Genomic DNA, 13,027 nt, shown 5'->3' with positions numbered 1-13,027 from the left:
CTCAGCCAGGCTGCCCGGCATCTCATGTACCCAGGGAGGCATCGTGGCCAAGATCCTGCTCCGCTCAGCGAGGGACCCGTTCGACGTGATCGAGGCGGGCGACCCGCGTGCGTGGGGCATCGGGTTCTACGGCACGAACGTCGGCAACCTCCTCTTCGCCGACTCGACACACCGGCTCCTCAGCGTGCCCGGAACCGAGATCGTCCCGAACGGCTTCATCCATGAGCGACGCGCGTTCACCGCCGAGGAGGTCGCGGCGACCAACGACGAGTACGACCACTTCGTGGTGCCGCTGGCCAACGCCCTCCGGCCGGAGTTCACCCGCCCGCTGACCCGGTTGACCGCCTTCATCGAACAGCTCTCGATCCCGACCACCATCGTCGGCATCGGCGCACAGCTCTCCCTCGACGACCTCGACACCGCTCCCGGCGACGAGCTGGCCGCCCTCCACCGCCGATTCATGAACAGCGTCCTCGAGCGATCCTCGAAGGTCGGCGTACGCGGCGAGATCACGGCCGCCTACCTGCGGCGGCTCGGCTACGGCGACGAGCACGTCGAGATCATCGGCTGTCCGTCGATCTACCTCAACGGCCCCGACCTCACCGTCCGCGACGAGCGCTCCACCCCGATCGCCGACGAGGACCCGATCGCCGTCTCGATGAGCCCGCTGACCGCGCCCTGGTTCGAGACGTACGTCGACGCCTTCGCCGATCGGCACCCGCACATGACGTACGTCGGCCAGACCCACCACGACTTCGCGATGCTCCAGTGGGGACGGCACCGTCAGCCCGAGATGGGTATCGACCGCGATCACCGGCTCTACGCCGAGGACCGGACCCGGATGTTCCTCGACGCCGGCTCTTGGATGCGGTTCCTGGCAACCCAGCGGTTCGCTTTCGGCACGCGTATCCACGGCAACGTCGCCGCGGTGCTCGCCGGGACCCCGGCCATGGTCGTCGCTCATGACTCACGCGTGCTGGAGCTGTGCGACTACCACGGCCTGCCCTACAGGATGCTCGACTCGTTCAGGGCCGAGACCACGGTCGACGAGCTGTTCCAGGCGGCCGACTTCACCAGCTTCCACAACCGCCTGGCCGACGGCTGGAAGCGGCTGACCTCGTTCCTGGACGACGCCGATCTGGCGAACGTCGCGCAGCCCGGCCAGACGAGTGCGGCCTACGACGCCGAGCTCGCCGCGCTGGAGCCCGCAGCACCTGTCGCCACGCTCCGAGGATCGGGCGATGACGCCATCCGGCGCATCGAGGACCGGATCCACGCGCTCAAGACCGCCTCCGAGCACGCCGACACCGCCGCGAGGCGTCGCGAGCGGGAGCTCGAGAAGAAGCTCACCGCGTCGGTGAAGAGCCAGGCGAAGCGGATCGCAGCCCTCGAGGCGACCACGCGCAAGCAGCAGACCCGGATCGAACGGCAGGCCGGCCGCCTGGACCGCCAGCGAGCCCTGATCGACGAGCTGCGCGCAGACCTCGCTCGTCACCAGGAACGAGCGGGCCTGCGCGGCTTCGTCCGGAGGGTTCGCCGCCGGCTGGGTCGCTCGGCGAGCTAGCGGGTCCCGCCCCGGATCAGGGCCATGGCCTCGGCCCGGGTGGTGGCGTTGGAGCGCATCGTGCCGCGTACGGCGCTGGTGATCGTGCGGGCGCCGGCCTTCTTGACGCCGCGCATCGTCATGCACAGGTGCTCGGCCTCGACCACCACGATGACGCCGCGCGCCTCGAGGAGCTCCATCAGGGCGTCGGCGACCTGAGTGGTGAGCCGCTCCTGCACCTGCGGTCGCTTGGCGTAGACGTCGACCAGCCGGGCGAGCTTGGACAGGCCGGTGATCTTGCCGGAGGAGGCCGGGATGTAGCCGACGTGGGCGACACCGGTGAACGGCACCAGGTGGTGCTCGCACATCGACCACAGCTCGATGTCACGGACCAGGACCATCTCGTCGTGGCCGAGATCGAAGGTCGTGGTGAGGACCTCCTCGGGCGTCTGGTGCAGCCCGCGGGTCACCTCCTGGTAGGCGCGGGCGACCCGAGCGGGAGTCTCGAGCAGCCCTTCGCGATCGGGATCCTCCCCGATCGCGTAGAGCAGCTCGCGCACGGCCGCCTCGGCCCGCTTCTGGTCGAACACCGGTACGTCCGCCACGTCCCGCTCGGGGACATGGACGGGCGCTACGTCATCGAAGTTGTCGGACATGTCTTCAGTATCAGGCGGGCGGGGTGCCCTCGGGCGATCCGGCCTCGGTCGGCTTGGCGAGGTCGACACCGTTGGCGGACTGGGCCCCGGCCTGGGCACCGGACTGCTTCCCGGCGGCTCGGATCGCCTTGGCGAGGTTCTCCTTGTCGCGCTCGACGATCCACCGCGGGATCTCGACCGCCGGGCGGTCGGAAGGACGGCGGGTGTCGGAGCCGGTCCAGGCCGGACGCGGGTCGCGGCGACGCAGCGGCTCGAAGATCTCGGCGACCTCGTGCTTGGAGAGCGTCTCCTTCTCGAGGAGCTGCAGCACCAGGTTGTCGAGGACGTCCCGGTTCTCCTCGAGGATGTCGAAGGCCTCCTGGTGCGCGGTGGCGAGGAGCTTCTTGGTCTCGTCGTCGACGACGGCGGCGACCTCCTCGGAGTAGTTGCGCTGGTGACCGATGTCGCGGCCCAGGAACGGCTCCCCGTTGGACTCACCCAGCTTGATCGCACCGAGGCGCTCGGTCATACCGAACTGGGTGACCATCGCACGGGCGAGGTTGGTTGCCTTCTCGATGTCGTTGCCGGCACCCGTCGTCGGGTCGTGGAAGATGAGCTCCTCCGCAGCACGGCCACCGAGCATGTAGGAGAGCTTGTTGAGCATCGAGGACCGGGTCTGCGAGTACTGGTCGTCGTCGGGCATGACCAGGTTGTAGCCCAGCGCCTTGCCGCGCGGCAGGATCGTGATCTTCTGGACCACGTCCGGGCCCGGAAGGGCGGCGGCGACCAGCGCGTGGCCACCCTCGTGGTAGGCGGTGATGAGCTTCTCCTGCTCGCTCATCAGACGCGTGCGCTTCTGCGGGCCGGCGATGACTCGGTCGATGGCCTCGTCGAGCGCCTTGTTGGTGATCAGCTTCTGGTCGCTGCGGGCGGTCAGCAGCGCGGCCTCGTTGAGCACGTTGGCCAGGTCGGCACCGGAGAACCCGGGGGTCCGGCGGGCGACCGAGTCGAGGTCGATGTCGCCGGCCAGCGGCTTGCCGCGGGCGTGGACCTGCAGGATCTTCTCGCGACCGGCGAGGTCGGGAGCATCCACCTGGATCTGGCGGTCGAAGCGGCCCGGGCGCAGCAGCGCCGGGTCGAGCACGTCGGGACGGTTGGTCGCCGCGATCAGGATGACCCCGCCGCGTACGTCGAAGCCGTCCATCTCAACGAGGAGCTGGTTGAGCGTCTGCTCGCGCTCGTCGTGGCCACCGCCCATGCCGGCACCACGGTGACGACCGACGGCGTCGATCTCGTCGATGAAGACGATGGCGGGAGCGTTCTCCTTGGCCTGCTCGAACAGGTCGCGGACACGGCTCGCACCCACACCGACGAACATCTCGACGAAGTCCGAACCGGAGATCGAGTAGAACGGCACGCCGGCCTCGCCCGCGACGGCTCGCGCGAGCAGGGTCTTACCAGTGCCTGGCTGGCCGTAGAGCAGCACGCCCTTGGGGATCTTGGCGCCGACGGCCTGGAACTTCGCCGGCTCCTGCAGGAACTCCTTGATCTCCTGGAGCTCCTCGACCGCCTCGTCAGCACCGGCGACGTCGGCGAACGTCGTCTTGGGCATGTCCTTGGTGATCAGCTTCGCCTTGGACTTGGCGAACTGCATGACCCCGCGACCGCCACCGCCCTGGACCGAGTTCATCAGGAACAGGAACAGCACGATGATCAGCACGAACGGAAGCAGGAAGCTCAGGATCGAGCCGAGCACGGAGGGCTTGGCCACCTCGGAGTTGAACTTCTTGAGGTTCTCACCCTCGGCCTGGGTCTTGCGCACCATCTCGATGAGCGCTTCCTGGTCACCGTCGACCCAGGAGGTCGTGACCTCGGAGCCGCCATCACGGGTGCCCTTGACCAAGGTCGCCTTGATCTCCTGGTCGCCGTCGACGAACGTGATCTCCTTGACCTTGTCGTCCTGGATGTACGACGTCAGCTGGCTCGTGGTGATCTCGTCGCCGCCGTTGCGGGGGGCGAGGTACTGCAGCGCCAGGATCACACCGAGCACTGCCACGATGATCCACAGCCAGGGACCTTTGAATATGCGCTTCACAGGCTTCTTTCAACCGTTTACGGGGTCAGACACGCACGCAGGGCAGCGTGCACGTCATTTAGAACGACGGTACACGCCAAATCGTGCCCACCCCATCTGCGCGGTTCCGCTGTTGGCGTAACAGCAGGCGCTCGCCGGCTCAGTTCCAGCCTCAGCTGTAGATGTGCGGCGCGAGGGTCGAGATGTCGCGCAGGTTGCGGTACTTCTCGTTGAAGTCGAGGCCGTAGCCGACCACGAACTCGTCGGGGATGTCCCAGCCGACGTACTTCACGTCGACCGGCATGCTGACCGCCTCGGGCTTGCGGAGCAGGGTGGCGATCTCGATGCTCGCCGGGCCGCGGCTGCTGAGGTTGGAGGTCAGCCAGGTCAGGGTCAGGCCGGAGTCGATGATCTCGTCCACGACGAGCACGTGCTTGCCGGTGACGTCGGTGTCGAGGTCCTTCAGGATCCTCACCACACCGGACGACTTGGTGCCGGAGCCGTAGGAGGAGACGGCCATCCAGTCCATCTCGACGTGGCGGTTCAGGGCGCGCGCGAGGTCGGCCATGATCATCACCGCGCCGCGCAGGACGCCGACGATCAGCAGCTCCTGACCCTCGTAGTCCTTCTCGATCCGGCGGGCCAGCTCTTCGACCTTGGCCTGGATCTCGTCGTGGGTGAACAGGGTCTTCACGAGGTCGTCGCCGACGTACTCGGTGTCCATGTCGGTCACTCTAGATGGTGGTGACGCATGCGGCGGAATACCCGGTTCACCGGGTATCCCTGCACTTCTCAGGCGTTGCAATGCCAGAGAAGTGCAGGAACACCCTGAGAAGTCCGCCTTACGACCCGCTCGACGCAGGTCGGATGTGGATCGAGCCGTCGCGACGTACGGCCTGGCGGTGTCCGGGAAGGTCGATCCAGCGCTGGCCGCGCCAGTCAGTGACCAACCGATCGATCGCCAAGACGTGCTCACGGGTCAGCTCCGCCGGTGGGCAGCCGGCTTCGATCGCGGCGATCCGGAGGACTCTTGTGCGGACGGCGGACGGATACCCGGCGAGGGTCTCGACGGGGAGGGATCCACCGAGCTCGCGGTGCATCGCCTCGGCGATGTCGTCGATGAAGTCGGCGTCCTCGCGGAGCTGCTCGGCGGTGCGAGCCAGCGCGTCGGCGACCCCCGGGCCGAGGTCCTCCTCGAGCGTGGGCAGGACGCGGTGGCGGATGCGCGCGCGGGTGTAGGCGAAGTCGCGGTTGTGCGGGTCCTGCCAGACGTCGAGGCCCTCGATCTGGCAGGCGGTCTCGGTGTCGATCCTGGTCGTCGCCAGGAGCGGACGGCGATAGCGGTCGAAGCTCGCGCGCATCCCGGATAGGCTGCGTGCGCCCGAGCCCCGGGTCAGGCCCAGCAGCACGGTCTCGGCCTGGTCGTCGCGGGTGTGCCCGAGCAGGATCACGCTCGCGCCGAGGCGCTCGGCGAGCTGGTCGAGGACCGCGTAGCGGGCCTGCCGCGCCGCGGCCTCGGGACCCTCACCGTCGGCCTTGACCTCCACCGTCGCGGTCACGGTCTCGTCGACGCCCATCTCGGCGAGCTGACCCACGACCTTCGCGGCCTGTGCCTGGCTGCCGTCCTGCAGCCCGTGGTCGACGGTCGCGGCGATGATGTGCAGCCCGAGCTTGTGGCCCTCGAAGACCGCGGCTGAGGCCAGCGCCAGCGAGTCCGCTCCCCCGGAGCAGGCCACCATCACCTTCTCGCCCGGCTCGAGCCGCTCGAGCGTGGCGCGGACCGGGCGACGTACTGCGGCGAGGGAGGGGTGCAAGCTCATGCCGCCGCCCCCGTCGAGGAGAGCGAAGAATACGGGAGCGGCGGCATGTTGTTCTGAATGGTCGCTCGCTGACGCTCGCTCACAGGACCCGGGTCACCCAGGTGTCCGGCTCGACGATCTCGGCCTTGGTCGGGAGGTTCTCGGGGCCGGCGAAGACGGCGTTGAACTCCTCCATGCCGACGCGGTCGACCACGTGGCGTACGAACTTCGCGCCGTCGCGGTACTGGGCCATCTTGGCCTCCAGCCCGAGCAGGCGGCGCAGCAGACGGTCGAGGACGCCGATGCCCTGGCGACGCTTGTTGAACGCCTTGCGGATCGTGGTGACGCTCGGGATCACGCCGGGGCCGACGTCGTCCATGACCACGTCGGCGTGGCCCTCGAGCAGCGACATCATCCCGGTGACCCGGTCGATGATCTCCTTCTGCTCGGGCTTGGCGAACGCGTCCACGATGCTGCCGTTGCCCTTGAGCGCCTCGGTGACGCGCTGCAGCCCGCCGTCGAAGAGCGAGGCCGGGTCCATCGCTTCGGAGAGGCCCTCGATCTGGGCGAAGAGGTGGTCGCGCATCCACGGGCTGGCGGTGAACTGGACCCGGTGGGTCTCCTCGTGGAGGCAGACCCACAGCCGGAAGTCGGTCGGGTCCAGACCGAGCTCGCGCTCGACGTGGACGGCGTTGGGCGCGACCAGCAGCAGCCGCCCCGACGGCCCGTAGAACGGGTCGAACTGGCCGAGGATCTTCGAGGACATGAAGCCGAGCAGGCCGCCGACCTCGGCCGCGCTGATCTTGGAGCCGACCGCCTGCGTGAGGGCTCCCGGGGTGCGCTTCGCGGTGATCCGGTCGACGACCGGCGAGATCACGTGGGCGAAGGTGTCGGCGTTGGCCTGGATCCAGCCCCTTCTGTCCACCACCAGGACCGGCGCCGTGTCACGCGGCGCGTCCAGACCGGTGAAGGCGCGTACGAACTCGGTCGCCTTGGCGGCGTCCGCGCGCAGCTCCTCGACGGCGTGCTGGGCCTCGCTGCGCGAGACGATCGGGCCATCTCCACCGACCGTCGCACCAAGGCGTACGGCCAGGTCCCAGTCGACCATGGTCGCTCCGGACGGGGCGGGGTCCTCAGCACGATGGGTCATGCGTACGACCGTAGCCGACCGAACCTATGCAGGCGGCCCTATGCCGAGCATCGACACGTCGCGACCGCCGTGATCGCGTCGTCGAGGGCGTCGCGTACGTCCAGGGTCTGCTCGGGCTTGAAGCCGTCGGCCATGAGTACGACGACGAACGGCGTGCCGCGCGCGTCGATCGCGATGCCGGAGAGGCCGGAGACGCCGGTGAGGGTGCCGGTCTTCGCCCGGACGCGGCCGCGACCCGGCTCGGCGTCGAAGTTGAACCGCCGCGAGAGCGAGCCGACCCAGCCGGCGACCGGAAGCCCGGTCATCGCCGGGGCGAGCTCGGGGCGGTTGGGGCTGGCGGCGGTCTGGAGCGTGCTCACCAGCAGCGTCGGCGGGATCTGGTTCTGCCGGGAGAGGCCGGAGCCGTCGCGGAGGACCAGGCCGGTGGTGTCGATGCCGAGCTCCTTCAGGGTGGCCGTGATCGCCGCGGTGGAGCCGTCGAACGTCGGGGTGCCGGCCGCGAGCCCGACGTGCCGGGCGAGCACCTCGGCGAGCTGGTTGTCGCTGTGCTGCAGGGTGTATTCGACGATCTCGCGCAGGGTGTCGCCCTGACGTACGGCGAGCTGGGTGCCGGCCTTCGTCCCCCGCGCGGGCTTGCCGTTCACCTTGATCCCGCGCTTGACCAGGGCCTTCTTGAACTGCTCGGCGGCCTGCATGGACGGATCCCGGCTGTAGCCGGTCGACTGGGAGCCGCCGTGGTCGACCAGCAGCGCGGTGATCCCGCCGACCTCCTCACCCAGATAGGTGCGTCGCCAGGTGGGGCTCAGGGTCGGGCCACCGAAGAGGGTGTCGTCGAAGGCGAGGGTCACCGACTTGGTGGTGCCGAGCTCCCGCGCCGTCTCCGCGGCGAGGTCGTCGAGGTCGCTGGCGCTGAGAGATGCGTCACCTCCGCCGACGAGGGTGACGGTGCTCCCCTGGAGCGTGGTGCTGGTCTCGAACCGGCGCTCCGGACCGTACGCCTCCAGCACCGCCACGCTGGTCAGCACCTTCGTGACGCTCGCCGGGGTCGCGGCCCCGCTGCCGTGGGTCACCAGCGGAGCGCCCTCGAGCGGCGCGATCGCCGCCTTGAGGTGCTTGCCGAGCCGCTTGTCGCCGACCATCTCGCGCATCACCTGCTCCAGCGCGGCCTGATCAGGCTTTCCCGGAGCTCTGGTCTGCTGGCCGGCGACCGCTGCTGGACTGACCGCGGCGATGCTCAGCGGGGCCGGCGGAGGGGTCGGCGCGACATTGCCGCGCGCGTAGCGGACCCACCCCAAGGCGTACGCTGCAGCCGCGACTCCCACCAACAGCGCGAGCACCAGCGGCAGCACGACCACGAGCTTTCCGCGGCCCTCCTCAGGCTCCTCTGATGGCCACTTCGGCGGGGTGTCGGGCTCCACGGATATCCTCCTCGATGCCGGATCCGACGCAGATCGGTGTCAGACTGTCCGGCATTCCGTTTTTGGGTTTGTCTGGAGGCAGAGAAGTGACGCAGGAGTTCGACGTACTGATCGAGGTCCCCAAGGGATCCCGCAACAAGTACGAGGTGGACCACGAGTCGAACCGGCTTCGACTCGACCGCGTGCTGTTCACCTCCATGATGTACCCCGCAGACTACGGCTACATCGAGGACACCCTCGGTGGGGATGGTGACCCGCTCGACGCGCTGGTGCTCACCCCCTACCCGCTCTTCCCAGGTGTGCTGGTCGAGGCCCGGGCTGTCGCGATGTACGTCATGGAGGACGAGCAGGGCCAGGACGAGAAGGTCCTCTGCGTCCCCTGCGACCCCCGCTTCGACCACATCCAGGACCTCGCGGATGTCGACGAGTGGACGCTCAACGAGATCAAGCACTTCTTCGAGCACTACAAGGACCTCGAGCCCGGCAAGTCCGTCAAAGGCTCCGACTGGGTCGGCAAGGCTGCTGCGGAGTCGGAGATCGCCGCGTCCATCGACCGGTTCAAGAACACCGCTCACTGAGGCTTGTCGCCTGCTGACCGAGGCGATGTCCTGAGCTTGTCGAAGGGTAACTCGGTCTGGGCGCGCGAATGTTGACCGAGGTAACTCGGTCGAGTGTCACTTCCTTCGTGGAGTTCCGCGAAGGAAGTGTTCGTTTACCGAGGTAACTCGGTCAGCATTCAGCCAGCGCGGCGCGCAAGGAGGCGTAGGTCGCTTCCACCTCGCCCGCGACGGTCGGGACGACCTTGGTAGCGGGGCGTTGGGCGACCAGGTCGGCGAGCTTGGCGGCGTACGCACGGAGGTGCTCGTCGCCACCGGACTCCGCCACGATCTCTTTCACGATCGGATGCCACGGGTCGTCGCCGTCATCGCGTCCGTGGAAGCGGCGTAGCGCGTCGTCCTCGACGGTCGCGAGCATGACCTCGACGAACTCGGCTCCGGCGTCGTGCGCCGCCCTCTCGAAACGTTGGAGCTCACCGACTCTGGCGAACAGCTGTGGAAGCACGACGTCGCCGGACTCGCTGAGGTACCCACGGATCAGCCCCAGCGCCGCGGGCCGGATCCGTGCGCCGGCACCGATGAAGTCGTCTCTCCACCCGCTGATGAAGGTGCGCAACAGGTCGATGTCGCAGACCAGCGTGCCGGGGTGGTCGGCCGCGAAGCGCCTGGCGAGCGTCGACTTTCCTACCCCGGGCATTCCGTTGATGAGGATCAGCCTGGCCACGTGGCAAGTCAACCACCCGTCGTCGTTCAGCTGGCGACCCGCATCCGAGACTCGAACCGGGCCAACGTCCGCTGCGGAGTGTCCAGGTCGACCCAGATGACGCGCACGAACCCGTAGCCGGTGATCTCTCGGATCTCGTCCTCGCGTCGCTTCTCCTCGAACAGCGCGTCGCTGGGCGACTGGCCGGGCCTGAGCAGCTTTCCGTACTTGACCTTGCCGTCGAACTCGCCGAACAACCTGAACTGGGGCCAAGCCCAGTCGACGATGCCCACCAGCGAACCGTCAGCGCGGTAGACCGGCACCTGCAACTCTGGGCGCGGCAGACCTCCGACGCGGAAGAGCCACAGGCATCGCGACTCCCCGATCGATCCCGCCAGCGGATCAGCGTGTGCGACAGCGGCTCCGAGCGGATGACTGAAGGGCCACTGGTTCATCCGCTTGTACTCGGCGATCAGCTCCTCCTTCGTGAACGCCTTCGCTCGAAGGCCGGCATCGAGAAGGCACTGAGTCACCTCGTCGGCGGCCTGGAGGCTCGTCTCCAGTGCGCATCGCACCGCAGGCAGCGTACGCAGCCCGTCGTGTGTCTCGACCTCGTCGTCCCTGACCGCCCCCAGGTGATGGACGACGTCTCCCTCGAGCGGTCTTCCTGCGCCATCGAGCCTGGTCACGTGCACCTTGGCGAGGTCCACACCCCACAGGTCGATGCCGTGAGCGACCATGCCGGACGCGTGACTCAACGCGATCTTGCCGCCCAGCGAACGCTGCACGGCCCGCGCACGCACGCGGTGGCGTCCAACCGGGTCGAGCGCTGCCCATTCGTCGGCGAACACGTATGCCCCGCGCCTGATCCGATGCCATGCGCCCTGACGGACGACCGCGGTGATCTCGCGGTCTGCATAGCCGGCGTTCTTGGCTTCGCGGCGGGTGAAGAAGCCTTCAGAGGCGGTGATGATTCGTAGTGGGTCCATGCGATCCAGGGTTCGTCCCGATGCCGAGAATGCCGACCAGAAATCGGCTCGCTGTGGATAACTCCGGCCCGAACGTTGCCTGTGGATAGTCAGCGGCCCGCTGTTGCGCGATGCGCCGGTGGATGCTCACCGAGGTAACTCAGTAGCCGCGCGCTTCCTTCGCGGAACTCCACGAAGGAAGTGACACCCGACCGAGTTACCTCGGTGAGCATCCAGCCGCCCCGCCTCAGCCGAGCAGGTCCTCCGACCGCAGCAGCTCCTCCGGCACGCCGAAGCCGTCGACGAGCAGCCGCGCGTCCGGGCGCAGCTGGCGGCAGAGGCGGTTGACCTCGGCGGTGATGGCCTTGGAGCGCTCGGAGGAAAGGCGGCCGTGCTCCATGAACCAGGCGCGGTCGGCCTCGATGACCGAGAGGGCGCTGAGGTCGCAGAGGAGGTCCATCAGGTCGCGTACGGGACCCTCGGGGAGCACGCGGACCTTCTCCCGGAACGCCTCGTGGATCAGCCGCTCGACGTGCGCGTGAGCGACCCCGATGACGTGGTCCTGCACCATCGAGAACACCTCGCCCGGGGACCGTCCGGCCTTGACGCCGGACTGGAGGCGCCGGGCGACGCCGGCGAGCATGTGCTCCTCGCGGAAGCGCAGCATCGCCAGGTGGTAGTCGGAGTCGAGGATGTCTGGCTCGCGCTCCCCGGCGATCGGTACGACGTCGCGGACCCGCTCGAGCAGCTTGTGCACTGCCGTCCGCTCCAGGACCGTCTCGACGGCGAGACCGGCGACAAAACGTACGAGATCGAGCTGGTCCATCTCCTCGAACTCGCTGGAGTAGCCGGTGAGCAGCCCCTTGGCGACCAGCTGCAGCAGCACCGTGTTGTCGCCCTCGAAGGTCGTGAAGACGTCGGTGTCGGCCTTCAGGGCCGCGAACCGGTTGGCGGCCAGGTAGCCCGCGCCGCCGCACGCCTCGCGGCACTCCTGGATCGTCCGGGTCGCGTGCCAGGTCGCCAGGGCCTTGGTGCCGGCCGCTCGCGACTCGAGCTCGCGCCGGGCGTGCTCGGAGGTCGTCACGCCGGAGAAGACGTCGTGCAGGTCGTCGCGTACGACCTCCTGCGCGAAGCGCAGCGCATAGGTCCGCGCTACCAGCGGCAGCAGGCGCCGCTGATGCTGGCCGTAGTCGAGGAGCAGCGACTCCTCGGCGTCCGCCGACGCCTCGAACTGCCGGCGCCGCAGCGCGTAGCGGACGGCGATCGTCAGCGCGACCTCCGAGGCCCGGATCGCGGCGCCGCCGACCGAGACGCGTCCCTGCACGAGCGTGCCGAGCATGGTGAAGAAGCGCCGTCCGGCCGACTCGATCTCGGAGACGTACTCGCCGGCCTCGGTGACGTCCGCGAAGCGGTTCAGGAGAGACGTACGCGGCACCCGCACGCCCGAGAACCACAGCCGTCCGTTGTCGACGCCGTTGAGCCCCATCTTGGGTCCGTCGTCCGCGATCCTGACCCCGGGCGCCGGCGCCCCGTCGACCCGGATCGGCACCACGAACGCGTGCACCCCGCGCTCCTCGCCGCCGACCACGAGCTGGGCGAAGACGACCGCGAGCTCACCGTGAGCGGCGGCGTTGCCGATGTAGTCCTTGTACGCATCCTCCCGGGTCGTCTCGATGACGAACTCCCGCGCATCCGGGTCGTAGGTGGCCACGGTCGCCACCGCGGCCACGTTGGAGCCGTGGCCGTGCTCGGTCATCGCGAAGCAGCCGAGCAGGCGCCCGGAGACGACGTCGGCGAGGTAGCGGTCGTGGTGCCGCGCCGTGCCGAGCTGCAGGATCGCGCCGCCGAAGAGCCCGAACTGCACGCCCGACTTCACCAGCAGCGACAGGTCGCCGCCGGCCATCTCCTCGAAGGCGGCGATGGAGGCGCCGACGTCACCACCCCCGCCGTACTCCTTCGGGAACCCGAGCCCGGTCAGACCGGTCGCGGAGACGTCGAGGAGCACCTCCCGTACGCGTTCGCGATACTCGGGCCGGGGCAGTTCCTCGACCTCGTCGAGGAAGTCGGCGCGCTCGATCAGGGACTTGCGTACGTCCTCCCGGACTCCCGCGTATCGCCCGTCGAGAAGTGCGGTCAGTGAGGCTGCATCGATGGCGGTCACACCGCCACCTTAAGCCGAG

At 68.6% G+C, this 13,027-nt stretch carries 11 protein-coding genes; 2 read left to right on the top strand and 9 right to left on the bottom strand.

Annotation, left to right across the window (positions count from 1 at the left end; all coding sequences use genetic code 11):
• Positions 1-43 precede the first annotated feature (43 nt).
• Positions 44-1,564 (top strand): polysaccharide pyruvyl transferase family protein, encoded by a 1,521-nt coding sequence (locus tag ACIO3S_RS21760; RefSeq protein WP_400467812.1) that lies wholly within the window; start codon positions 44-46, stop codon positions 1,562-1,564.
• Here ACIO3S_RS21760 and folE read toward each other — a convergent pair.
• The 6 genes from folE to dacB form a co-directional block, all read right to left on the bottom strand.
• Complete coding sequence (folE, locus tag ACIO3S_RS21755; protein ID WP_201451186.1) at positions 1,561-2,199, bottom strand: GTP cyclohydrolase I FolE; 639 nt, start codon at positions 2,197-2,199, stop codon at positions 1,561-1,563. The two genes, ACIO3S_RS21760 and folE, sit on opposite strands and share 4 nt — an antisense overlap.
• Positions 2,200-2,209: 10 nt before the next feature.
• The gene (ftsH, locus tag ACIO3S_RS21750; RefSeq protein ID WP_400467811.1) at positions 2,210-4,273 is read right to left on the bottom strand and encodes an ATP-dependent zinc metalloprotease FtsH; all 2,064 of its coding nucleotides are present in this window, start codon (positions 4,271-4,273) and stop codon (positions 2,210-2,212) included.
• Between the two features lie 151 nt (positions 4,274-4,424).
• On the bottom strand, positions 4,425-4,976 hold the full coding sequence (gene hpt / locus ACIO3S_RS21745; RefSeq protein WP_400467810.1) for a hypoxanthine phosphoribosyltransferase: 552 nt from the start codon (positions 4,974-4,976) through the stop codon (positions 4,425-4,427).
• A gap of 118 nt (positions 4,977-5,094) precedes the next feature.
• Complete coding sequence (tilS, locus tag ACIO3S_RS21740) at positions 5,095-6,072, bottom strand: tRNA lysidine(34) synthetase TilS (RefSeq protein WP_400467809.1); 978 nt, start codon at positions 6,070-6,072, stop codon at positions 5,095-5,097.
• A 79-nt stretch (positions 6,073-6,151) separates the two neighbouring features.
• Positions 6,152-7,201: a zinc-dependent metalloprotease gene (locus ACIO3S_RS21735; protein ID WP_400467808.1), complete on the bottom strand. Its 1,050-nt coding sequence runs from the start codon at positions 7,199-7,201 to the stop codon at positions 6,152-6,154.
• Between the two features lie 38 nt (positions 7,202-7,239).
• Complete coding sequence (gene dacB / locus ACIO3S_RS21730) at positions 7,240-8,619, bottom strand: D-alanyl-D-alanine carboxypeptidase/D-alanyl-D-alanine-endopeptidase (RefSeq protein ID WP_400467807.1); 1,380 nt, start codon at positions 8,617-8,619, stop codon at positions 7,240-7,242.
• 86 nt (positions 8,620-8,705) lie between these two features.
• On the opposite strand from dacB, the gene ACIO3S_RS21725 reads away from it, so the two are divergent.
• A complete protein-coding gene (locus tag ACIO3S_RS21725) occupies positions 8,706-9,197 on the top strand; it encodes an inorganic diphosphatase (RefSeq protein ID WP_160026373.1) in 492 nt (163 codons plus the stop codon).
• Positions 9,198-9,348: 151 nt separating this feature from the next.
• Here ACIO3S_RS21725 and ACIO3S_RS21720 read toward each other — a convergent pair whose 3' ends face one another.
• The 3 genes from ACIO3S_RS21720 to ACIO3S_RS21710 form a co-directional block, all read right to left on the bottom strand.
• Positions 9,349-9,900: an AAA family ATPase gene (locus ACIO3S_RS21720; protein WP_400467806.1), complete on the bottom strand. Its 552-nt coding sequence runs from the start codon at positions 9,898-9,900 to the stop codon at positions 9,349-9,351.
• 26 nt (positions 9,901-9,926) lie between these two features.
• On the bottom strand, positions 9,927-10,868 hold the full coding sequence (locus ACIO3S_RS21715; RefSeq protein ID WP_400467805.1) for a type IV toxin-antitoxin system AbiEi family antitoxin domain-containing protein: 942 nt from the start codon (positions 10,866-10,868) through the stop codon (positions 9,927-9,929).
• 226 nt (positions 10,869-11,094) lie between these two features.
• Complete coding sequence (locus ACIO3S_RS21710; protein ID WP_400467804.1) at positions 11,095-13,008, bottom strand: acyl-CoA dehydrogenase; 1,914 nt, start codon at positions 13,006-13,008, stop codon at positions 11,095-11,097.
• Positions 13,009-13,027: the final 19 nt, after the last annotated feature.

Source organism: Nocardioides sp. NPDC087217 (genome assembly GCF_044744805.1).
Classification (GTDB): Bacteria; Actinomycetota; Actinomycetes; order Propionibacteriales; family Nocardioidaceae; genus Nocardioides.
This window is presented reverse-complemented; position numbering and strand designations above follow the sequence as displayed.

Excerpts from the sequence above, each read along its gene's own strand:
- folE (WP_201451186.1), bottom strand. The coding sequence starts at position 2,199 with ATGTCCGACAACTTCGATGACGTAGCGCCCGTCCATGTCCCCGAGCGG.
- tilS (WP_400467809.1), bottom strand. The coding sequence starts at position 6,072 with ATGAGCTTGCACCCCTCCCTCGCCGCAGTACGTCGCCCGGTCCGCGCC.
- hpt (WP_400467810.1), bottom strand. The coding sequence starts at position 4,976 with ATGGACACCGAGTACGTCGGCGACGACCTCGTGAAGACCCTGTTCACC.
- ACIO3S_RS21715 (WP_400467805.1), bottom strand. The coding sequence starts at position 10,868 with ATGGACCCACTACGAATCATCACCGCCTCTGAAGGCTTCTTCACCCGC.
- ACIO3S_RS21735 (WP_400467808.1), bottom strand. The coding sequence starts at position 7,201 with ATGACCCATCGTGCTGAGGACCCCGCCCCGTCCGGAGCGACCATGGTC.